This is a genomic window from Paraburkholderia sp. BR10937, assembly GCF_040965695.1.
Classification (GTDB): domain Bacteria; phylum Pseudomonadota; class Gammaproteobacteria; order Burkholderiales; family Burkholderiaceae; genus Paraburkholderia.
Genome location: NZ_JBFRCL010000079.1, coordinates 14,085 through 35,759, shown reverse-complemented (window position 1 = coordinate 35,759; position 21,675 = coordinate 14,085). Strand labels below are relative to the sequence as shown.

Annotated in this window: 19 protein-coding genes; 7 read left to right on the top strand and 12 right to left on the bottom strand. The window is 63.1% G+C overall.

Translation table 11 applies throughout. The annotated features are described in order from the left end of the window. The 12 genes from AB4Y44_RS38430 to AB4Y44_RS38375 all read right to left on the bottom strand — a co-directional run. On the bottom strand, window positions 1-1,459 hold a 1,459-nt coding region (locus AB4Y44_RS38430; protein WP_368702424.1), incomplete at its 3' end, for an efflux transporter outer membrane subunit. Window positions 1,460-1,529: 70 nt separating this feature from the next. Beyond that, window positions 1,530-3,170, bottom strand: coding sequence for a proton-conducting transporter membrane subunit (locus tag AB4Y44_RS38425; RefSeq protein WP_342923436.1), 1,641 nt, complete (start codon window positions 3,168-3,170; stop codon window positions 1,530-1,532). Further along, window positions 3,167-4,681 carry a complex I subunit 5 family protein gene (locus tag AB4Y44_RS38420; protein WP_368702423.1) on the bottom strand — a complete coding sequence of 505 codons (1,515 nt, stop codon included), beginning with the start codon at window positions 4,679-4,681 and terminating at the stop codon, window positions 3,167-3,169. The genes AB4Y44_RS38425 and AB4Y44_RS38420 overlap by 4 nt, the downstream gene beginning before the upstream one ends. Further along, window positions 4,678-5,028 carry an NADH-quinone oxidoreductase subunit K gene (locus AB4Y44_RS38415; RefSeq protein WP_133184712.1) on the bottom strand — a complete coding sequence of 117 codons (351 nt, stop codon included), beginning with the start codon at window positions 5,026-5,028 and terminating at the stop codon, window positions 4,678-4,680. Before AB4Y44_RS38415 ends, AB4Y44_RS38420 begins: the two co-directional genes overlap by 4 nt. Further along, window positions 5,025-5,969, bottom strand: a complete 945-nt coding sequence (locus AB4Y44_RS38410; RefSeq protein WP_342923434.1) for a hydrogenase subunit MbhD domain-containing protein — start codon at window positions 5,967-5,969, stop codon at window positions 5,025-5,027. Before AB4Y44_RS38410 ends, AB4Y44_RS38415 begins: the two co-directional genes overlap by 4 nt. After that, on the bottom strand, window positions 5,966-6,259 hold the full coding sequence (gene mnhG, locus AB4Y44_RS38405; protein WP_342923433.1) for a monovalent cation/H(+) antiporter subunit G: 294 nt from the start codon (window positions 6,257-6,259) through the stop codon (window positions 5,966-5,968). Before mnhG ends, AB4Y44_RS38410 begins: the two co-directional genes overlap by 4 nt. Beyond that, entirely contained in the window at window positions 6,256-6,540 is a 285-nt protein-coding gene (locus tag AB4Y44_RS38400; RefSeq protein WP_069267111.1) for a monovalent cation/H+ antiporter complex subunit F, read from the bottom strand. The genes mnhG and AB4Y44_RS38400 overlap by 4 nt, the downstream gene beginning before the upstream one ends. Further along, entirely contained in the window at window positions 6,533-7,060 is a 528-nt protein-coding gene (locus AB4Y44_RS38395) for a Na+/H+ antiporter subunit E (RefSeq protein ID WP_368702422.1), read from the bottom strand. Before AB4Y44_RS38395 ends, AB4Y44_RS38400 begins: the two co-directional genes overlap by 8 nt. Before the next feature lie 81 nt (window positions 7,061-7,141). Beyond that, window positions 7,142-10,219: an efflux RND transporter permease subunit gene (locus AB4Y44_RS38390; RefSeq protein ID WP_368702421.1), complete on the bottom strand. Its 3,078-nt coding sequence runs from the start codon at window positions 10,217-10,219 to the stop codon at window positions 7,142-7,144. Continuing rightward, the gene (locus AB4Y44_RS38385) at window positions 10,216-11,310 is read right to left on the bottom strand and encodes an efflux RND transporter periplasmic adaptor subunit (RefSeq protein ID WP_368702420.1); all 1,095 of its coding nucleotides are present in this window, start codon (window positions 11,308-11,310) and stop codon (window positions 10,216-10,218) included. Before AB4Y44_RS38385 ends, AB4Y44_RS38390 begins: the two co-directional genes overlap by 4 nt. Before the next feature lie 142 nt (window positions 11,311-11,452). After that, window positions 11,453-11,695, bottom strand: a complete 243-nt coding sequence (locus AB4Y44_RS38380) for a hypothetical protein (protein WP_368702419.1) — start codon at window positions 11,693-11,695, stop codon at window positions 11,453-11,455. A 62-nt stretch (window positions 11,696-11,757) separates the two neighbouring features. After that, window positions 11,758-12,219, bottom strand: coding sequence for a hypothetical protein (locus tag AB4Y44_RS38375; RefSeq protein WP_342923429.1), 462 nt, complete (start codon window positions 12,217-12,219; stop codon window positions 11,758-11,760). A gap of 170 nt (window positions 12,220-12,389) precedes the next feature. Between AB4Y44_RS38375 and AB4Y44_RS38370 the strand changes: the two genes are divergently transcribed. From AB4Y44_RS38370 to AB4Y44_RS38340, 7 genes are all read left to right on the top strand, one after another. Then, window positions 12,390-12,665: a hypothetical protein gene (locus AB4Y44_RS38370; RefSeq protein WP_342923428.1), complete on the top strand. Its 276-nt coding sequence runs from the start codon at window positions 12,390-12,392 to the stop codon at window positions 12,663-12,665. Window positions 12,666-12,757: 92 nt separating this feature from the next. Continuing rightward, window positions 12,758-13,558 (top strand): TrkA family potassium uptake protein, encoded by an 801-nt coding sequence (locus AB4Y44_RS38365; protein WP_368702418.1) that lies wholly within the window; start codon window positions 12,758-12,760, stop codon window positions 13,556-13,558. Further along, window positions 13,555-15,288: a SulP family inorganic anion transporter gene (locus AB4Y44_RS38360; RefSeq protein WP_342923426.1), complete on the top strand. Its 1,734-nt coding sequence runs from the start codon at window positions 13,555-13,557 to the stop codon at window positions 15,286-15,288. Before AB4Y44_RS38365 ends, AB4Y44_RS38360 begins: the two co-directional genes overlap by 4 nt. A gap of 58 nt (window positions 15,289-15,346) precedes the next feature. Then, window positions 15,347-16,801 (top strand): DUF2252 domain-containing protein, encoded by a 1,455-nt coding sequence (locus tag AB4Y44_RS38355; protein WP_342923425.1) that lies wholly within the window; start codon window positions 15,347-15,349, stop codon window positions 16,799-16,801. 61 nt (window positions 16,802-16,862) lie between these two features. Next, the gene (locus AB4Y44_RS38350) at window positions 16,863-18,416 is read left to right on the top strand and encodes a phospholipase D-like domain-containing protein (RefSeq protein ID WP_368702417.1); all 1,554 of its coding nucleotides are present in this window, start codon (window positions 16,863-16,865) and stop codon (window positions 18,414-18,416) included. A gap of 190 nt (window positions 18,417-18,606) precedes the next feature. Further along, complete coding sequence (locus tag AB4Y44_RS38345; protein WP_342923423.1) at window positions 18,607-19,224, top strand: LysE family translocator; 618 nt, start codon at window positions 18,607-18,609, stop codon at window positions 19,222-19,224. Between the two features lie 72 nt (window positions 19,225-19,296). Beyond that, complete coding sequence (locus AB4Y44_RS38340; protein WP_368702416.1) at window positions 19,297-21,672, top strand: DNA polymerase II; 2,376 nt, start codon at window positions 19,297-19,299, stop codon at window positions 21,670-21,672. The last annotated feature ends 3 nt before the right edge of the window (window positions 21,673-21,675 follow it).

The window sequence follows — 21,675 nt, the reverse complement described above, 5'->3', positions numbered from 1 at the left end:
CCTGCGAGGCATTGCCCTTTCTGTCGGCGCTCAGGGACACGGGCGTATGCGAATCGGCGATATCCACCCAGCCACCGCCCATGGCCTGATACACGCTGATCACCTGGTTATAGCGCGAGGCCTGCAAGTTGGCGAGGGCCAGCTCGGCGGAGAACAGGTCGTTTTCGGATATCAGCACTTCGAGATAGCCGATCAACCCGTCCTCGAACTTGAGCCGCGAGAACCTCGCATATTCGCGCAAAGCATCGACGCGCTGCTGCTGAAGCGCGGTCTGCTCGATGGTCATTTGTGAGCTGACGAGCGCATTATTGGTGTCGTTGAACGCGCCCAGCACCGTCTGCCTGTAGACCAGTTCGGCCTGGCGCTTTTGTGCCTCGGCTGACTGCACCTGGCCGGCAATCGCACCCGACGTGAAGATCGGCCCGGTCAGTCCTGCTGCGACCGACCAGAGCGAGGCGGGCCCGGAAAGGAAGTCGCCGAACGCGGTACTGACCGAACCCAGCGCCCCCGTCAGCGAGAGGGTGGGATAGTAAAGCGCACGCGTGGCACCGACATTCGCATTGGCCGCGACCAGATTCTGTTCGGCCTGCAAAATATCGGGCCGCCGCTCGAGCAATGTCGAAGGCAGATCCGCCGGAATGACAGGAAGCACCAACTCGCTCACCGACTTGCCTCGCGCAATGGGCCCGGGATTACGTCCCAGCAGAATGGAGATGCCGTTTTCCACGATGGCGATCTGCTGTTTGATGGCCGGTATCGCGGATTGAGCCAGCTTGTACTGCGAGCGCACCTGGGAAAGCTCCGTCTGCGAAACGAGTCCGTCGCGATAGCGCAACTCGAATATGCGTAATGTTTCGCCGAAGTTACTCGCCGTGGCCCGTGCGACTTCGAGTTGCCGGTCGAGCCCGCGCAGCGTGATGTAGCTGGTCGCCACGCCTGTCACCAGCGAAAGCACGACGCCCCGCTGGGCCTGTTCGCTGGCATAGACCTGCGCCTGCGCGGCTTCGGTCAGGCGTCTTACCCGGCCGAACAGGTCGATTTGCCAGGAAGCGGACAGCATGCCCTGATAGAGATTGAATACGGGATCGAGCAAGGGGGACAGCGGTGGCATCCCGACCTCGCTGGTCCGGTTGCGGCTCACGTTGGCGCCATAGCCGATCTGCGGGAGACCCTGCGAGCGCGCAGCGCGCAACAAGCCAATGAACTGGTCGATACGCGCCGCTGCGATACGCACGTCCAGATTGCCCTGCAGTGCGGTTTGAATCAGGTCGTTCAACACCGGATCGTCGAATTGCTCCCACCACGCCGTGTCCACGACTTCTTCAGCCTCGGGCAAATCGACCCGCCACGTTGCGGGCACCGCCACCTCGGGGCGACTGTAATCGGGCCCCACGCTAATGCAGCCGGCCAGGCAACTGGTAGCGGCGGCAAATATCGCAGCACGCGTCAGCGTTCTCATGACGTACTCCAGGTTCTGCTGCGACCGCGTCCCGTATGCGCTGGCGGTGCGGTCGGTTGCGCCACACACATCATGCCGCCACCGCGAGCAGGCCGCCGAACAGCAGCGCCGCGAGCAACAGCGTCAGACAGGACACGGCCCATCCGCGCACGAACGCATCCGTACACACCGCAATTCGTGCAGCCCCCGTGCTGCCTCGTTGCAGTCCGCGCAGGAGGCCACTTACATGTCCCACAGGCACGGACGGCACCGTCCTGCCCCATCGGTTCCAGCCAATCGCGAGCGCCGCGCCAACGAGTACCGGCCAGAGTGCCGACCACAGCGCCGCGGGAGCCAGAGCCTCAGGTAGCGAGCCTGCCGGGATACGCAGATACAACACCCACGGAACTGCGAGCGAGACCACTACCATTGCCAGCCATGCCCCCCTGAACGGCCCCGGAGCGCGCGCGTTGGAATCGGTCGTGGCCACTGCACCCAAACGGCGCACGAAATGAAGCATCAGCAACGTGGTCGCCGCTGCAGACGCCGCAGCCAACGACCCGGCCAGATCGCCGCCCAGCAGGTCCTTGGCCGCGTACTTGGCCAGTGCGCCGCCTGTCAACGGCAATCCGCCCAGTCCGAGCGCGATGACCGCCGTGGGCAGCAGCACTCGTCGCAACGATCCGGCACCCGTCAACGCGACCACGCCCACGGCCAGAAACAAAGTGCCTTTGACGAGCAGATGGTGCGCGGCATAGTAAGCGGCTGCCACGACGGTAGCGGGGTCGCCTGCGGCTAGCCCCATGCCGATCACGGCCATCAGGAAGCCCATCTGGCTGACGCTCGAGTACGCAAGCACGACTTTCGGCTGGGACTGGGTGATACCGATCGCCACGCCGTAGAACGCGCCGAACATGCCCAGCGCCGCGAAAGGGATGCCAAAGTGCGGCCATGCGTCGTTGAAAGTAAATGGCAGAAAACGAACCAATGCGATCACGCTGGCCTTGACCACCGCGCCGCTGAGCACCGCCGCCGCCGGAACAGGCGCCGCGCGATAGGCGTGCGGCATCCAGAAATGCAGCGGCACCATCCCGGCCTTCATGCCAAGGCCAACCAGGAGCAATAGCAGCGTGGCGTTGCGCCAAGGCGACCCCGGCAAGGCTGCAGCCGCATCGCGAATCAGCAGGTTGCCGCCAGGCGTGGCCTGTGCGAGCAGGACCAATCCTCCCAGCACGAAAGCCTCGGCCAGTAATGCAACACCAAGATAAAGCGCGCCCGCGTATCGGGCTTCGGGCCCATCGCCCTGGAGCACCAGCCCGCTGGCGCCGACACTCAACACCGCCAGCATCAGATAGAAGCCAATCAGATCGGCCGTCAGAAACACGCCCACGCTTCCGGTCAAGGCCATGAGCCAGCAGACGACGAACCCGTCGATATCTTCGCGACCGCGTACATATCGTGCGGCATAGATTCCGGCGAAGAGCCACAACAGCGCCGCCGTGCCGAGCAACACCGCGCCTGGCGTATCGAGCGCGAAACTGAGGGCGAACCGGCTGTGGCCGAGCATCAGGGTTTCGCGCTGACTGGCGCCGACGGCCGCGGCCAGCGCGGGCAGCGCAGCGACAGCGAACCATGAAGGCAGGCGCCTGCGAACAGGCGCCGACGCACAGAGCAGCAGCATCAGCAATGGCAACCCGACAGCTGCGACGAGCAGAGCTTGAGAGACATTCATGGCAGCCCCGCTGGCGGCATCACTGTGCGGCCAATCTGGGCCACGTCGACCGGCAGCAGCACGGCGAGGCCAAGCAGGAAAGAACACGTTGCGAGGCCAAGCACGGCAAGCTGCTGGTAACGAGGCACCTGCTTTTGCGGCGACCAGCCAGGTGCAGCGGGCTCCATCGCGCGCACCACCACCATGAAAACGTAGACGCTCGTGAGCAGGCCGCCGAGCAGCATCACCACCGCCCACCACCATTGCCCCGTCGCGAGTGCCGCCGACATCAGCAGCCACTTGGCCAGAAAGCCCCCGGAAGGCGGCAAGCCGATCAACGTGGCGCCAGCGAGCGCAAAAGCCGTCAGCGTCATGGGCAGGGCGCGCCCTGCGCCGCGCAGGTCGGCCAGGCGGTCATGCCCCAGCGTGCTATAGATCAGACCGGCCGCGAGGAACATGGCCGCTTTTGCGCTCGCGTGCGATACGGCCTGCAACAGGCCACCCGTGACGGCTCGAGCACTTTCGTGCTGCACGGCAAGCGGAAACAGCAGGAACAGATAGCCGATCTGGGCGACCGTCGAGTAAGCGATCAAGAGCTTCAGCCGCACCTGGCGCAGCGCCACCACATTGCCGAACAGGATCGCGAGCGCCCCCAGGCCTGCAAGCAGTTGCGAGCAGGATCCGCTTGCGATGCCGGCGAAGACGTCGACCCACAACCGCACCACCACGAACCACGATCCCTTGATGACCAATGCCGACAGCAGCGCGCTCGCGGCGGCGGGTGCGCCCGCGTGCGCAGGCGGCAACCACAGATGCAGCGGGAACAGCGCGGTTTTGGCGAGCATGCCGGCCGTCATCAACGCCAACGCGGCCCAGGCTAGCGGCTGCGCCCCGATCCTCGCGGCAAGCAGCGCTATGTCCAGCGTGCCATAGGCGCCATAGAGCAGAAAAACCCCCAGCAAGTAAAGCATCGAGCCGATCAGCGCGTACAACAGATAACGCAACGCAGCCTGCAATGTTTCGGCGCGGCCATCGAGGGACACGAGAGGAACGCCCGCAAAAGTCAGCAGTTCGAGCGCGACGTAGAGCGTGAAAACGTCTCCGCTCACAAACACCAGATTGAGCGCTCCCCACACCGCCAGCAGCAGCAGCCAGAACGCCAGCGGCGCGCGTGCCTCGTTCGTGCCGGACGGCGTGCCGAAGTCGCCATTGGCGTAAATCGCCACCGCCCCCACCACCACGGCAATCACCAGCATCATGCACACCGAGAGGCCGTCGGCGCGGAGCATGACGCCCAGCGGCGGCGCCCAGCCGCCCAGCAGATAGCGCAATGCGTCGCCCGAGACCAGCAGCCTCGCCGCAATCTCCAGCACGAGGCCGAAACCGAAGGCGATCGTCACCCAGGCCACGCGTTGCGCGTGGCGTCCGCCGAGCGCCAACCCCGCCAGCATCCCGGCAAAAGGCAACAACACGACGAGCGTCAGCAGCAGCCCGCCCGGCGTCGATTGCCCCGTGAGCGCCAGCGTCGTCACCTCGCCTCCGTATTGGCGCGCGCGCCGCCCGACGCCGCATCACCGTCCGCGGACAGAGAATTCGAGCCCGTTTCCGCGAACCTGCGCAGCATGAGTCCGACTGCGAGCGCGGAAGCGGCGAACGACACGACAATCGCCGTGATCAATAGCGCCTGCGGCACCGGGTCGCCGGACATGCCGGCGCCAGCTCCCCGATGCGCGATCACGGCACAAGCCAGAAAGACGCCATTGCCCGTGAGGTTGAAGGCCAGCACCTTGCGCAAGGGCTGCGGGTTGACGATCAGGCCATAGAGGCCGAGACCGACGAGGGCAGCGGCGGTCAAGCCGAACAACTGCGAGACGTTCATGGGCTCACCTCCGGCCGCTGCGGTGGCCCGACGAGCAGGAGGACCAGGGTCACGGCAAGCGAAGGCAGCAGCGCAGCTTCAATGATGATGATCCACGGCTTCGCCCAGCCATCGGGGTACGCGAGAAACGCTCCCGCCACGACGGCGCCGAGCAGGCCAAGCGCGATGAACGCCACCGGCCCGAGGATCAGCACGGCGCGCAGCCAGCGCCGGCTGACCGGCGGCGCATCGCGCAGACCGGACATCATGACGAGCAGCCACATGGCGGCAATCACCGTGGCGCCCTGGAATTTGCCGCCCGGATGATCGGCGCCGACCCAGAAAATGTAGATGCCGATCACGACGCCTATCGGCGGCAATACACGCGCGAGATACACCAGAATGTCGTTAGGACTCACCACCTGCGCCAGTCCCGGCCTGCCGCCCCAGCAGCGGTCCGGCGCCAGCGACCAGACGCCGACCACGCCGAACAGCAACACGATGGCTTCCAGCAGCGTGTCGATCGCGCGGAATGACAGCAGGACGGCCGTGATCGGGTTGCCGACGCCAGTCGCCTGAATGTGTCGCGCCACCTCGGGCGCCAGGGTCGGGGCGGGGTTCGGCAAGCTCAACAGGCTAACGGCAATCACGACGGCGACCGCCGTGGCGGCCACGCCTGCCGCGACACGCATCGCGAGGCCCGGCGTTTCGGCCTGGGCAGCCGCTTCAGTTACCTCGAGCCGCGACGCCGCGCGGATCAGCAGCGCGCCGGTCAGGCCCGCACCGATGGCCGCTTCGGTCAACGCGACGTCGACAGCACGAAGCACTAGCCAGGCCAGCGTGAGCAGCAGGCCGTAAGGAATGAACCCGGCGACCGCGGCGAACGTATCGCGCACGACGACCGTCCAGAGCGCAAGCCCCAGCAACAGGATGCCGATACCGACGGAGATGGCGGCGATCATGCACGCTCCTCTTGCCGGCGCGCGGCGCGCGCGATGAGTTGCGACACATCGGACGACGTCAGCATCACCAGCAGCCAGACCACGATCAGCTTGAGGGCGATCACGATATGACCCGTCTGTGGCAACAGCCCCAGCACCACCATGCCCAAGCCCAGGTTGTCGGCCTTGGTCAACGCGTGCAGCCGCGTGTACGTGTCCGGGAACCGCAACAGCCCGACTGTACCGGCCACGAAGAAGACAATGCCGGCCAGCATGGCAATGATCGTGAAAATATCGGCTGCGGTTTTCATTTCCGGTCCTCTTTCGCGATATCGCCTTCTGCCTGACGATCGGCCTTGACGAAGGCGACCGACGCAAACGCCGCAAGCACGGCGAGCGTCAACGCCACATCCACGACAGCCTCGACGCCGCTTGCCGTGCCGACCAGCAGCAACGCCGCGATCCCTCCCGTGCCGAACAGTTGTGCGGCCATCATGCGGTCGGCGCGCGTGGGCCCGCGCAGCACCGACAGCAGGCCCACGGCCACCATCAGCAGCACCAGCGCGCAAACGGCGATGAGCACGTCAGCCATGACGTTCACCGCTGACCAGCGCGCCCGCGAGCCGCCGTTCTTCGTCCGCCAGTTGCTCCTCAACCCGCTGCGAGGTGTCGAGGCAGTGGTAGACGAGCCCGTCCGCGGTCTCATCTACCGGCAGCGACCCCGGCAAGAGGCTCGTGATGATGGCGAAACCATTGCGCGCCGTTCCCGGCGGAAAACCGACACGATAGACCACGATACCGGGCCGCAAAGGCAGGCGCGGGTCCAACGCGCGGCGTGCCACGTCGATGCCCGCGAGCAGGGACTGCAAGAGGAAATGCGGAACGAATACGAGCAAGGCGCCCAGCCGTACCCTTCCCGCGGCGGGAGGCAGGAGACGCAGGCTCATCTGCGTCGCGACGAGTGTCGCGATCAGGCCGCAGACGAGATCGGCCGGCTTCACGCTCGGCATCAGGATGATCCATAGCGCGAGAAAGCAAACCGCGCGTGTCAGCGCGACGCGCCATTGCGAACGCCAGTCGAGCAGGAAAGCACGAAGCGTTGGTGAGCTCATGGAAGATGCGCCTCCTCTATCGAAAAACCAGCGAGCGCGAAAACGGCGGGCGTCTGCCGGATGGAGTCACGCTCCGGCGGCTCACGTCGCCCCGCTCGCCATCCGCGAAGACTGCGACGGCGGCCGGTCTTCCTTGCCAAACACCACCATGTACAGGGCCGGCAGGAACACCAGGGTCAGCAGCGTCGCAACCAGCAAGCCGCCCATGATCGCGAAGGCCATGGCGCCCCAGAACACCGTAGGCGCGATCGGGATCAGGCCGAGCACGGTCGAGATCGAGGTCAACATCATTGGCCGTATGCGCGAAGTGCCCGAAGCGACAACGGCCTCCAGCACGCCCATGCCCTCGTGTCGAAAAGTCTCGATCTGCACGATCAGGATCAGGCCGTTCTTGGCGATCATGCCGATCAACGCGAGAATGCCCAGAATGGCGACGAAACCAAGCGGCCGGTTGAAAACCAGCAGCGCGAGCACCACGCCGATCAGGCCCAATGGCATCACCGAGACCACCATGGCCAGGCGCTTGAAGCTCACCAGCAGCAGCATCATGCTCGTCAGCATCAGCACGATCATCACCGGGACCACGGCAAATACCGAGGCTTGCGAAGTCGCGCTTTCCTCGAAGATGCCGCCAGTCGCGACGTGGTAGCCCTTGGGCAGCTTCGCGTTGAACGCATCGATCTTCGGCGCGAGCGTTGCGACGACTTCGTCGGGCAGCTCGCCATGCATCACGTCGGCGCGCACCGTGAGCGTCGGTACGCGGTTTCGCCGCCATATCAGCGGCGACTCCTGTTCCTCCGTGAACGTCGCGAACTGACTGAGTGGAACCATGCGCCCGCTCGGCGTGGGCACCTGCAGCGTACTCAGTGACTGCACCGTCAGCGGCTGCTCTTCCTGCGCTCGCGCCACCACGTTGATCAGGTAGATGTCGTCGCGTATCTGCGTGAGTGGCGTTCCGGTAATGACGGTGTTCATGACGGCGGCCAACGCGGCGGAACTCACGCCGAGCTGACGCGCTTCATCCTGGTTGATGTGGATACGGATCTGCCGGGCCGGCTCCATCCAGTCGAAATTGATGTGGCGCGTTCGCTCGTCGGAACCCACGATACCGGCCAGATCGAGTGCGGCCCTGCGCACCTGCGCCGGGTCGGGGCCCGAGACGCGATACTGCAGCGGCCACCCCACCGGCGGCCCGAGTTCCAGCGGCGACACGCGGGCGACGATACCGGGGAACTGTTCGCTCAGCGTCTTCTCCAGTTTCAATTGCAGCCGGTCCCGCGCCTCGAGACTTTTCGCGACCACGATGACCTGTGCGAAAAACGGATTAGGCAGTTGAACATTGAGGGTAAGAATAAAGCGCACTGCGCCGCGGCCCACATAACTGCTGAAGTGATCGACATCGGGATCGCTTTTCAGAATGGCTTCGAGTCGCGCGACCTGGTCCGCGGTCGCGTGGATGGAAGCGTTCTGGCGCAAGGTCAGATCCACCGTCAGCTCCGGTCGGTCCGAGGCGGGAAAGAACTGCCGCGGCACGAACCGGACGAGGAAGATCGACACCACGAACGCCGCGAGCGTGACGGCAATCGTCAACCACCGGAGCCGCAGCGCGCCGCGCAGGAAGCGGTCATAGGCCATGAGCATCTTGCCGGGCTTGCGCGGCTCCTTTTCGGCCTTGGGCGCTTTCAGGATTGCCACGCCGACTAGCGGCGAGAAAATCACCGCACCGAACCACGACGCGAGCAGTGCGATGGCGACTACTGCAAAAATAGAAAACGTATATTCGCCGGCCGAACTCTTTGCGAAGCCAATCGGCACGAAACTGGAAATCGACACGAGCGTGCCGATCAGCATTGGCGCGGCCAGCGTACGGTACGCGAAAGTCGCCGCCTGATCCTTGCTGTCACCGGCGGCGAGGCGGTTGATCATGGCGTCGACGGTGGTCATGGCGTCGTCGACCAGCAAGGTCAGCGCGATGATCAGCGCGCCCAGCGAGACCCGGTGCAGGTCGATGTGCACGACGTCCATGATCCCGAAGACAATCGCCAGCGTCAGCGGGATAGACAATGCGACTACCGTCCCCGGCCGTATGCCCAGACTCACGAAGCTGCACACCAGGATGATGATGATCGCCTGCCAGAGCGACGCCATGAAGTCGTTGATCGCCACGTCGACGGTATCTGACTGATTGGCGACCAGGAACGGCTCGATGCCAGCAGGCAGGTTCGCGGTGGCGTCGGCCATCTCGGCCTTCAGGTTGCGACCGAGCGCCAGGATGTCGCCCGAATCGCGCATGGCGATCGCGAGGCCGATGGCCGGCTTGCCGTTGACGCGGAACATTGGCTGTGGAGGGTCGGCGAAGCCGCGTCTCACGGTGGCGATGTCGCCGAGGCGTACGATGCGCCCTCCCAGCACGAGGTTGACACTCTCGATGTCGCGTTCGGAATCGAAGGCGCCCGTCACCCTGAAGAACACCCGCTCCTGCCCGGTTTGCAGGACGCCGGTCGGCCTGATGAGATTTTGCGCTCTCAATGCGGCGACGATGGTCGGGTAGTCCAGACGCAAGCCCGCGAGACGGGTGGTCGAGAATTCGATGTAGATCTGTTCGTCCTGAGCGCCCAGGACCTCGATCTTCGAGACGTCCGGCACCAGCAGCAGGCGCGAGCGAATCGCCTCGACGCGATCGCGCAACTCGCGCATGTTGTAGCCGTCGGCGGTGAAGCCGTAGATGATGCCGTAGGTGTCGCCGAAGTCATCGTTGAAGAACGGCCCGAGCGTTCCCGCCGGGAGCGTTTGTCGCATATCGTCCACGTTTTTGCGAACCTGATACCAGACGTTCTGGACTTCGGAGGGTGGCGTGGACTGCAGAAGATCGACGAAGATTGTCGTCTGACCCGCCGTCGTATAGCTGCGTATGCGATCCAGGTGACGGGTCTCCTGCAACGTGCGTTCGAGCCGCTCGGTCACCTGCGAGAGCGTGTCGTCGACAGTGGCCCCCGGCCACGCAGCGGCCACCACCATGGTGCGGAATGTAAAGACCGGATCTTCGGCGCGCCCCAACCGCAAAAATGACAGGGTTCCCGCGACCAGCGCAGCGATCATGAGGAACACGACCAGGGGGCGCTTCGAAAGCGCCCACTCGGATAGATTCGGGCCAATCACCTGGCTGCCTCGGTCCAGTTAATTTTTTGTCCCGGCCGCAATGCCTGCACGCCGGCAGTCACGACCACGTCGCCTGTGTTGAGACCTTGCGACACCTCAACGCGGTCCTCGCCATACGCCTGAAGCTCGACCTCACGCACCGAAACCGTCCCTGTCTTCGTATCGACTACCCAGACCGCTGGCTTTCCTCCTGGCTGGATCAGGGCGCTCGAAGGAATTTCGATGGCCGCCGCGCGCGGGAGCTTCATGTGGCCAATGACCGTACTGCCAAGGCGCATGGCTGCAGGCGGGTCGAGAACTTGAACCCGAACCGCAAAGGTTCCGGTCACCGGATCGGCGCGGGGCGATACTTCGCGCACCTTACCAACGGCGGTGACCTCGGGGTTGCTGGCAAGCGCGATGACGATGTCGGGACTGGCCGGCGCGACGTCCTTGATCGCGGCGGGCACATCGAATACGGCATCCACCGCGCCCTCGCGAGCGATCTGCACGATCATGCGGCCAGCCGGAACCACCTCGCCCGGTTCCGCTCCACGCGCCGTCACCACGCCGGCTACGTCGGAAACGAGGTCGGTATAGCTCAGCCGGTTCTGCGCGATGCTGACCAACGACTGCGCCGAATCGACTTGCGACTGGGTGATCTTTGCCATCGCTTCCGACTGTTCGAACGAAGCACGCGACACGGCATGCTCCGCAAGCAGATCGCGCATGCGGGTGAACATGGTGCGCGCTTCCAGGGCTTGTGCCTGCGCGGCGGCCAACTGTGCCCGAGCGGACTGCAGGCTGCTTTCCTCGTTCATCCGGTCAAGCCGCGCCAGCACCTGGCCCGCCCTGACACGGTCCCCGACATCGACATTGCGGGACGTCATTCTTCCGTCGATACGGAACGACTGATTGATCTCGGCCTGCGCCTGCAATCTTCCGGTCAAGGCGATGGTCGCTCCGGCCTCCTGCTTTTCTATCCTGACGACGCGTACCGGGCGCACTTCCGTCACCGGCGCCTCTTCGCCCTTACGACAGCCCGCCAACAGTCCGCCCGCCGCCGTTACACACAGCGCACACAGCGTCACGGCCAAAGGCAGGGAAATCATTCGACCTGCAGCATGATTCGCAAACACTGGCGTATTCCTCTGGATCCTTGGACAGGTTGCCCGTGTCCGCCGTGAAATGGCTTCGCGCCCTGTTGCAGCCCCGCTGGGCGTACCGGTGTATCCATCCGAAAACAACGACGATTCAAGCGCTAGAACTCGACAACACCGGGCGATGTTCCAGAATGACGATGACCACCACGAACGGAATGACGTTGGCGAACGTCACGATGGTGTTGATGAACGCGGCCTGCTTCACGCCGCGATGAATGAGGAAATGAAACAGCGAGATGTCAGCCGACGCCACGACGAAGGCCGCGCCCGCCATGTCCCCGACTACCATCGCGGTCAACTGCGCGCGACTCATCTTCTGCCCGGTGTCGGCCATGGGTTTCCTCGCGTGGTTCGACACTTCGTTTTATCGAGAGATCAACGACACCTGCGTTCACTTCATCGCGTCACGCGCACCGAGTTGTTGCCGAGCAGCACACGCACGCGGTCGCCCGGAACGAACTGCTGATCCGCATCCTGGACCACCGACATCAGTTGCCCCGAATCCAGACGCACGACGATTTCAAGGGCTTGCCGCTGCGTGACGCGCTGCTCGACGGCATTTCCTGCCGCGCCGCCCAGCACGGCGCCGCCGATGCCCGCCGCTACGGCACCCGTGCCGCGCCCGATGTTGCTGCCAGCCGCAATGCCGCCAAGCGCGCCGCCGGTTATTGCGCCAATGCCCGTTGGACCAGGCTGGATCGTGACAGGCCGCACGGATTCGACCACACCGAGTTCGACCACCATCACCTGCTGCGCCTGGCCCGGCGTGAAGGTCGAGCCCGAAGTTGGCGCCTCACAACCGGAAAGCGCGAACGAGGCGACCACGGAGCCAAGAAGTGTTGCAGCGAGATATCGCATGACATTCCCCCTAATGCGGCGCATTGCGGATTCGCTAATTCATTCGGCCTGTTTGCTAACGATTCCACGCATAGTCATTAGCGAACATTCAACCAATACGTACGCGGAGAATTGTCTTTTGCCATCCATCCTCCGAATACCTGACGAACATTATGGAATACGATTCGCAAATGACGTATTCAACGTGGCATTCGTTCGAAAACGGTTCAGCGATTCAATGTGGCGCGCATTTTTTATCCAGCGGCTTCGGCAACGTCTCTTATCGGGTGCTGATCAAATCCACGCCTGGTGGATTTGTGCCGGCATCTGGAAACGGCAATACGCCGATTGCCGTTGCGGCTTCCCCGGTCTCCGGTGCCGTACGTGATACCGGCAAGCACGTCGGCGACGGGAACGCAGCACCGGACGGCGCCGTCGCTCGCCCGATCGATATATTGGGCTCCTGACTACTATTGACTATCGACACAAAAAGGGAGAGCGTATCCCCTTGGCATCAGGTTCGCTGTTGTCTCGATCAGACCAACAATCCGAGGTAACCATGTGGATCTTCCGTGTCGATGAACCTCGTCTTGGGGTCATCCGTATTCGAGAATGGCGCCGTCGCGCGCATCACACAATCGGCCTTCTCGTCATGCTGCTGGGCGGCGCCACCATAGGGCTGGTCGCCCTCGATCAGTCCAGCAACGCTTTCCCCGACAAACTGTTTACGGCTCTCTGGAACGGAGTCAATCTCATTACGACACTCGGCGCCTTCAGCGAATTCAGTCCGCCTCAAAAGGGCTTCATGCTTCTGGCCATGGTCGCGACACTGCTGATCGGCGGGTTCGCAGTTTCGAGACTCACAGGCATGCTTTCGGGCGATGACGTGATGGCTTATCGGGAGAACAGAATCATGGAACGCAAGTTCGAGCAGCTCGCCAATCATGTCGTGGTAGTTGGATTCCATTCTCTCGGAGAGAGGGTTGCAAACTACCTGCATGAGGAGGGAAACACCGTGCTCGTACTCGTGGGCGATCAGGATCAGGCCAACCGGGCAACGGATTGCGGGCATCTGGTCGTACTCGGCTCGCCGGACGCCTTCGACGACGTGCTCAAGCGTGCGCGACTCGACAGCGCGAAAGCCATGTTCGTCACGACACCCGACAGCAATAACAATCTGGCAATCACTCTGCTGGCCCATACGCTCAACCCGTCGCTCGCCATTGCCGTACCGGGCGAAAACCCCTTGCGAAAAGGGCTGCTGGAGAACGCTGGCGCGACCAACGTCGTCATTGCCGACGACATCATCGCCAAAGCACTGGTCGCGAGGATTACGACTGCAGCGGAGGCCGCACGATGAAGCCCGCCGCTCCTACACCGCACCGCCTCCCTCACCTGCCTTTCCTGCAGGGACTGCTGCCCTTCAATGCCGCGCAACTGCCGCACGACATCATCGCCGGAATCACGCTGGCGGCGCTCGGCATTCCCGAAGTGATGGGATACACGAAAATTGCCGGCACGCCCACCGTGACGGGCCTCTACACGATCCTGCTGCCGCTCGTGGCGTTCGCGCTCTTTGGTGCGTCGCGACAACTGGTCGTCGCCGCCGACTCGGCCACTGCGGCCATTCTCGCGGGTACCTTGACGGCCGTCGCCGCACTCGGCAGCAAGGACTATGTCGCCCTCACGAGTACCGTTGCCTTGACGGTCGCCGTAATGCTGGTGATCGCGCGTGTTTTTCGTCTTGGTTTTCTGGCCGACTTTCTTTCCCGCAGCGCGTTAATCGGCTTCCTGACCGGCGTCGGCATCCAGGTCGCCGCAGGGGAGCTTGCCGGCCTGATCGGGCTCGCCAAGCAAGGGCATGGGCCGTTGATGCAGATTGCGTCCGCGTTGCAACGCGTGGCCCAGGCCAATCTTCCGACCACGATGCTCTCGATCGCCGTGCTCGTGGTAATCATCGGCTGCAAGCGCTTCGTGCCGCGCGCACCAGGTGCGCTGATCGCCGTGGTCGGCTCCATCGTGGCAAGCGGCGTGTTCAATTTCGCCGGACATGGCATCGCGGTCACGGGCGAAGTGCCGGGTGGCCTCCCGTCGCTGTTCCTTCCACCGTTGCATATGGGCGAGATCAACCAGGTACTGGTCACCGCCGCCTCATGCTTCATCGTCATCATTGCCCAGAGCGCAGCAACAGCACGCGCGTACGCCAATCGCTATAACGAAAGGGGCGACGACAACGCCGATATCATCGGGCTCGCGGCCGCCAACGCGGCAGCGGCTTTCACGGGAACCTTCGTCGTGAACGGCAGCCCGACCAAGACCGAGATGCTCGACGACGCGGGCGGCCGCACCCAGGTCGCCCATCTCACGACAGCCGCCATCGTGCTGCTGGTGCTGCTATTTCTCACGAGACCGCTGAGTCTGCTCCCTGCCGCTGTGTTGTCGGCCATCGTCTTCATGATCGGCGTAAAGCTGATCGACGTGAAAGGCATGATCGAACTGTATCGCATGCAGAAGGACGAGCTCGTCGTGGCGTTGCTGACTGCGGGCGTCGTCGTATTCGTCGATGTGATGCACGGCATTCTTGCTGCCGTCGTGCTTTCCCTGATCGCGCATGCACGCCACAGCTACCGCCTGCGGACCCGGGTGCTGACGCGAGGCCCCGGCGACAGCTGGATCGCGCGACATGTCGAGCCCAATCTGCTCGCCGCACCTGGGATCGTCGTTTACCGTTTCGAAGCCGACCTGTTCTATGCGAACACAGGCCGATTCACGGAAGAGGTGCTCAAGCTTGTCAACGAAGCGAGTCCGGGGCTGCGCTGGGTGGTGATCGACGCATCGGAGATCAACAACATCGACTACACGGCAGGCAAGACCTTGATCCAGCTAGGCGGCGAGCTCGACAAGCACGGCGTGGGCATAGCCGCGGTCGCCCTCCCCTCGGGCGTCCGGCACGAAATCGAGCGGTACAAGGCGTTGCGTGTGAGCGGCGTGCATCGCGAGGTCTTTGCAACCGTCGATGCCGCAATCGAGGCACTACGTGACATTTCGCCGTCTACGTCCTCAACTTCTCAAGACGCCAAGCCGCAATGAAGCGACCTGAAATGACACAGGTCCGATTCGGCCTTGAATCGAAAAAAAGGAGTGCTGCGTGCCTGATCCCGCTAATACAAAGCGCGCCGCCCCCGGCGCAGATCTCGCTGACCCGGGTACGCCGGCGGTGCAGGAAGACCCATCCACACTCTTCGCGGGGCGTGGCTCGCTGGCCGATCGCGTCAGACGGGGCAAGACGGCTCGCAAAGAAGTGCCGCGCGAGAAGCTCGCCGAATGCCGGATTGCAGATCGCGATCCCATCGCACTCCTCGACGCTTCCAACGTGGGGCGGGTAGTCGAACTGATACCCATCCGTTATGGACGGATGGTCGCGAGTCCCTTCGCGTTCTATCGCGGTGCGGCGCCGCTCATGGCGCACGATCTGTCGAAGCTGCCGCATTCCAACGTGATCGTGCAACTGGGTGGCGATGCGCACCTTGCCAACTTCGGTCTGTTCGCGAGCCCCGAGCGGCGCGTTCTGTTCGGCCCCAACGACTTCGACGAGACGCTGCCTGGACCATTCGACTGGGACGTACGCAGGCTGGCGACATCGTTCGTGATCGCTGCGCGCGAGCGCGGATTTGCCTTGCGTGATCAGCAACGTATCGTGCGCCGGTTGTGCGCAACCTTCCGCCAGCGGCTCGCCGACTTCAGCCGCATGGACACGCTCGACGTCTGGTACTGCCAGTTCAAGGCGGCGAGCATGCTGGCCATTGCCGATTCCGTCGAAGAAAGGAACAAGGAACTGGCCGTCATCGAAAAGGCAAGACAACAGTCGTCGCGTACCGTGCTGACTCATGCAACCGAGGTGATCAACGGCAAGCTGCGGATCAAGGATGTCCCGCCGCTCGTGTATCACGTACCGCTGGAGAGCGCGAGCGACAGCAAGCAGTACAACGCGATGGTGCGGCGTTTCTTCGCCGACTACCGGCTGACGCTTCCCGACGACAGGCGCGCACTCTTCGACCGATATGAACTGGTGGATGTCGCCATTCGTGTGGTGGGCATCGGTTCGGTCGGAACGCGTTGCTACGAGGCGCTTCTCATGGCCGACGGCGATTGCCCGCTTTTCCTTCAACTCAAGGAGGCGCGCGCTTCCGTGCTGGAGGGTTATTTGCCGCCGAGCCGTTATCCCAATCATGGCCAACGGGTGGTCAACGGGCAGCGTCTGCTGCAGTCTGCCAGTGACATCTTCCTCGGGTGGTCGAAGATGCGCCACACCGGCAACGACTTCTACGTGAGGCAATTGCGCGACATGAAGGGCGCATTCGACTTCACCACGTTCGACGTCGAAGATCTCGGCGAGTATGCGGTTTCCTGCGCCCACGCGTTGGCCCATTCGATGGCGAAGGCAGGCGATCCCGCATTGCTCAGCGGCTATGCGGGCAAGTCGGAGGTGTTCGACGAAGCCATCGTGCGATTCTCGCTCGCCTACGCAGAACAGAACGAGAGAGACTGGGCGGTATTGAAAGCGGCAGTCAAGGCGGGACGCATTCAGGCCATTCGTCAATAGGGTCCGGGCGCCCTTCACCGAACGCGGTTGAACCGGTTGGGCGCGACAGCAAGGTGGGGACATGACAAAAACCAGGCGTCTTATCGCCATCGTTCTTGCTTTCGTATTGGCCGCGTGCGCCAGTCTGCCAACGCAGACGAACCAGCCACAGACGCTTTCTCTTCAGAACACGGAATCCACGCGACTCGGCGTGCTCTTCGTGCCTGAAGAACAGAAGCACCCGGGTGAGAGTGCATTTCACCTGCTGCCCGACCCCACCGAGGCGATTGTGGCCCGCGTCGTACTCGCGCAAACGGCAGAGCGTTCGCTAGACCTGCAGTACTACATCTGGCACGACGACCTGACGGGCCGCGAATTGGCGGCCGCGCTGCTCGAGGCGGCAGACCGCGGCGTACGCGTTCGTGTACTGCTCGACGACCTTGGCACGAACGCTGATGACCAGGTTCTACTCGCACTCAGCTCGCATCCCAACGTAAAGATCCGGTTATTCAATCCAGTCACGAGCCGTCACTTCAAGTCACTCGCGACTGCCCTGGAATTTTCCCGGGTCGACCGCCGCATGCACAACAAGGCGATGATTGCGGACAACGAAGGTGCCATTCTGGGTGGGCGCAATATCGGCGACGAATACTTCGGCGCTTCGAACCTGGTCGCGTTCGGCGATCTCGACGTGCTGGTACATGGACCCATCGTCAGAAAAGTCTCCGGGGCATTCGACGAGTTCTGGAATTCCGGGTCGACTTATTCGATAGAGCAGCTGGTGGGGCATCCGGCGGATCCGTCCGCGCTAGCCGCCTACCGCACGAAGCTGGACGAATATATCCAGTCCGAACATGACTCCCCGTATGTCGTGCAAGCCAGAAAGCAGCTGGCCACCATCCTGACAACGGGAGATAGCGATTTTTCATGGGGAAAAGCCACGCTTCTATACGACGACCCTTCCAAGGTGTCACGCGCCCCGACTGACCTGCAAGGTCACCTGATGACGCAATTTGCGGCCCTGAATCTCAAACCCACGCACGAGATGCTCATCATCTCGCCTTACTTCGTGCCGGGAAAAGAGGGCGTTGCGTGGATAAGCGATTTGACCACGCACGGCGTACACGTCACGGTGCTCACAAACTCACTGGCTGCAACCGACGTCGTTGCCGTCAATGCCGGATACCAACACTATCGTGAAGACCTGCTCGCGGCAGGCGTGCGCCTCTATGAGCTGAAGCCGGTGGGGTCAAGCAGCGTCAAATCGCAACGCAAGTTCTTTGGTTCTTCAAGGGCCTCGTTACACGCGAAAACGTATGTGTTCGACCGACAGAGCATATTCATTGGCTCGATGAATCTCGACCCGCGCTCGAGCAAACTCAATACGGAAGTAGGCGTACTTTGCGACAGCCCGGCGATTGCGAGCCAGGTGATCGATGACGTCGAGCCGCATCTGGATCAGATTGCCTGGCGAGTGGAGCTACGCACTGACACGAACGGCAAAAGCCGAATTGTCTGGATCGATACCGCCGCGAACGGAACAGAAACAGAGCTTGACTCGGAACCCGACGTCTCTTTCATGCGGCGTACAAGCGTCTGGTTCCTTGGCCTTCTGCCGATCGAATCCGAGCTATGAACGCAAGCGGCGGTTGGCGCGTGCCTCCCGGTCACGGCCTGCGCGCCGGTTCCGTAGATGCCACTCGGCCCATTCATGCCCCCAATCCGTACCGTTCGGCGTCTCCACAACTGTACCGGTACTGTACCGAGAACTGTCGATAAACTGGGTTCCGTCGAATCTGTCTTCTCTTTCCGGAGCCCCTCGCATCATGCTGCCCGAAATGCTCAGCGCGCTGCCCGCCGGCATGCTCTTCGTCGTGGTCACGACCATCACGCCCGGCCCCAATAACACCATGTTGCTCGCTTCCGGCGTCAACTTCGGTTTTCGTCGCACGGTGCCGCACATTCTCGGCATCAGCGCGGGCGTGGTCGTGCTCATGCTCTCGGTGGGCTTCGGGCTTGGCCAGGTGTTCAGGCACGTCCCGTCGCTCTATACCGTGCTGGAGGTCGCGAGCATTGCGTACCTGCTGTATCTGGCGTGGAAAATCGGCACCTCGGGCGACATCAAGGTGAAAGGCGGCGAGCACCGGCCCATGCGCTTTCACGAAGCCATCGCGTTCCAGTGGGTCAATCCCAAGGCGTGGATGATGGTGCTCACGGCCGCCACCACGATCCGCCTTTCCACGAACTTCGGCACCAATACGATGGCGATGGCCTTTCTGTTCTATGTGATCGGCCTGCCCTGCATCTGCATCTGGGCCGCGTTCGGCACCAGCATGCGGCGTTTTCTGTCGAATCCGCGACGACTGCGCGCCTTCAATGTCTTCATGGCGCTTTCGCTGCTCGTTTCGCTGTATCCGATGTTCGCGCATTTGCTTCAACATTAAGACGACCCGCCGCCCTTCCCACGTTCAAACGCTACAATCTCAGGCGGGAAACATGGGCGGCGGAGTCACACTTTGCCTGAGTTTGAAGCGGGTTTTATTCTCACCCGCCATTGGCGCGATACGGGCGAACACTCCGAGGTCGACTTCTGGCTCGCGACCGATGCGGGGCCGCGCCAGCTGCGCCTGCGTCCCCAGCCCTCTATCGCATTCGTGCCGGCCGCCCAGGAAGCCGCAGCCCGCGCCGCGCTGAAGGGCGACGCACGCACCGATCTACGCCCGCTCAATCTGTGCGACTTCCAGCGCCGCCCGGTGCTGGGCCTCTATTCCCCGCAATATCGCGCCCTGGCCGGGCACGCAAAGCGCCTCGCCAAAGCGGGCGTCGACGTCTACGAAGCCGATATCCAGCCGCCGGAGCGTTACATGATGGAGCGCTTCATCACGGCGCCCGTGCTGTTTCGAGGCGATGCGGGTAGCCCGCAGGAAAGCGGCGTGCTGCTCGACGGCGAGATGAAACCCGCCAACGGCTATCGCCCGCAGTTGAAGCTGGTATCGCTCGACATCGAAACGAGCGCCCAGGGCGAGCTTTATTCGATCGCGCTCGAAGGCTGCGGACAACGCCAGGTCTATATGCTCGGCCCGGCAAATGGCGACGCGAGCCAGATCGACTTCGACTTCGAATACTGCGCAAGCCGCGCGCAGATGCTCGAACGCCTCAACGCATGGATGGCGAAACACGATCCCGACGCGATCATCGGCTGGAATCTCGTGCAGTTCGATTTGCGCGTATTGCACGCGCACGCCCAGCAAACCGGCGTGCCGCTGCGTCTTGGGCGCGGCGGCGAAGTCATGGAGTGGCGCGAGCACGGCATGCGCGAGAATCACTTCTTCGCGGGCGCCGCGGGCCGCCTCATCATCGACGGCATCGAGGCGCTGCGCTCGGCCACCTGGAGCTTTCCGTCGTTCAGCCTCGAATACGTCGCGCAGGCGCTGCTCGGCGAGGGTAAGTCGATCGACAATCCGTATCAGCGCATGGACGAGATCCAGCGCCGCTTCGACGAAGACAAACCCGCGCTGGCCATCTACAACCTCAAGGACTGCGAGCTGGTCACGCGCGTCTTCGAGAAAACCGAACTGATGGCGTTTCTGCTCGAACGCGCATCGGTCACGGGGCTACCCGTGGATCGCAGCGGCGGATCGGTGGCCGCGTTCACGCATCTGTATCTGCCGAAAATGCATCGGCTCGGCTACGTCGCGCCCAATCTCGGCGACGTGGTGGGCGAAAACAGCCCCGGCGGCTTCGTCATGGACTCGCGCCCCGGCATCTACGATTCGGTGCTCGTGCTCGACTACAAGAGCCTCTACCCCTCGATCATCCGCACCTTCCTGATCGATCCCGTCGGGCTCATCGAAGGTCTGAACGATCCCAGCGACGAAGCGTCCGTGCCCGGCTTTCTCGGCGCGCGCTTCTCGCGCGAGAAGCACTGTCTGCCGGAAATCGTGCGCCAGGTGTGGGAGGGCCGCGAACATGCGAAGCGGCAGCACAACGCCCCGCTCTCGCAGGCGCTCAAGATCATCATGAACGCGTTTTACGGCGTGCTCGGATCGACGGGCTGCCGCTTCTTCGACCCGCGCCTCGCCTCTTCGATCACGATGCGCGGGCACGAGATCATGCGCAGAACCCGTCAGCTCATCGAGGCGCAAGGCTACGACGTGATCTATGGAGACACCGATTCGACCTTCGTCTGGCTCAAGCACGCGCACAGCGAAGCCGATGCCACGCGAACCGGCAAGCAACTCGTCGAGCACGTCAATGCCTGGTGGAAGACCGAACTGCAGGAACGCTTCGGTCTCCAAAGCGCTTTGGAACTGCAGTTCGAACGCCATTACTCGCGCTTTCTCATGCCCACGGTGCGCGGTGCGGAAGAAGGCAGCAAAAAGCGCTACGCCGGCCTCACGCTCGCGAAGAACGGTGGCGAAGAAGTCGTGTTCAAGGGTCTCGAAACCGTGCGCACCGACTGGACGCCGCTCGCGCAGGAATTCCAGCGCGAACTGTATCGCCGCATTTTCCAGCGCGAGCCGTACGTGGAGTACATCCGCGACTACGTGCGGCGCACGCTCAATGGCGAACTGGACGACCAGCTCGTCTATCGCAAGCGCCTGCGGCGGCCGCTCGTCGAGTACCAGCGCAACGTGCCGCCGCACGTGCGGGCGGCCCGCGTCGCGGACGAGTTCAATCGCGCGAAAGGCCGTCCGCTCCAGTATCAGAACGGCGGCTGGATCAGCTACGTGATGACGACGGCCGGCCCAGAGCCGCTCGAAACGCTGAGTTCTCCGCTCGATTACGCGTTCTATGTGAGCCGCCAGCTACAGCCGGTTGCGGACGCGATTCTGCCTTTCCTGCGCGAGGATTTCGATACGTTGATGTCGGGGCAGCAGAGTCTGTTTTAAGCG

Excerpts from the sequence above, each read along its gene's own strand:
- AB4Y44_RS38425 (WP_342923436.1), bottom strand. The coding sequence starts at position 3,170 with ATGAATGTCTCTCAAGCTCTGCTCGTCGCAGCTGTCGGGTTGCCATTG.
- AB4Y44_RS38415 (WP_133184712.1), bottom strand. The coding sequence starts at position 5,028 with ATGAACGTCTCGCAGTTGTTCGGCTTGACCGCCGCTGCCCTCGTCGGT.
- AB4Y44_RS38410 (WP_342923434.1), bottom strand. The coding sequence starts at position 5,969 with ATGATCGCCGCCATCTCCGTCGGTATCGGCATCCTGTTGCTGGGGCTT.
- mnhG (WP_342923433.1), bottom strand. The coding sequence starts at position 6,259 with ATGAAAACCGCAGCCGATATTTTCACGATCATTGCCATGCTGGCCGGC.
- AB4Y44_RS38400 (WP_069267111.1), bottom strand. The coding sequence starts at position 6,540 with ATGGCTGACGTGCTCATCGCCGTTTGCGCGCTGGTGCTGCTGATGGTG.
- AB4Y44_RS38395 (WP_368702422.1), bottom strand. The coding sequence starts at position 7,060 with ATGAGCTCACCAACGCTTCGTGCTTTCCTGCTCGACTGGCGTTCGCAA.
- AB4Y44_RS38385 (WP_368702420.1), bottom strand. The coding sequence starts at position 11,310 with ATGATTTCCCTGCCTTTGGCCGTGACGCTGTGTGCGCTGTGTGTAACG.
- AB4Y44_RS38380 (WP_368702419.1), bottom strand. The coding sequence starts at position 11,695 with ATGGCCGACACCGGGCAGAAGATGAGTCGCGCGCAGTTGACCGCGATG.
- AB4Y44_RS38375 (WP_342923429.1), bottom strand. The coding sequence starts at position 12,219 with ATGCGATATCTCGCTGCAACACTTCTTGGCTCCGTGGTCGCCTCGTTC.
- AB4Y44_RS38370 (WP_342923428.1), top strand. The coding sequence starts at position 12,390 with ATGACGTATTCAACGTGGCATTCGTTCGAAAACGGTTCAGCGATTCAA.
- AB4Y44_RS38365 (WP_368702418.1), top strand. The coding sequence starts at position 12,758 with ATGTGGATCTTCCGTGTCGATGAACCTCGTCTTGGGGTCATCCGTATT.
- AB4Y44_RS38360 (WP_342923426.1), top strand. The coding sequence starts at position 13,555 with ATGAAGCCCGCCGCTCCTACACCGCACCGCCTCCCTCACCTGCCTTTC.
- AB4Y44_RS38350 (WP_368702417.1), top strand. The coding sequence starts at position 16,863 with ATGACAAAAACCAGGCGTCTTATCGCCATCGTTCTTGCTTTCGTATTG.
- AB4Y44_RS38345 (WP_342923423.1), top strand. The coding sequence starts at position 18,607 with ATGCTGCCCGAAATGCTCAGCGCGCTGCCCGCCGGCATGCTCTTCGTC.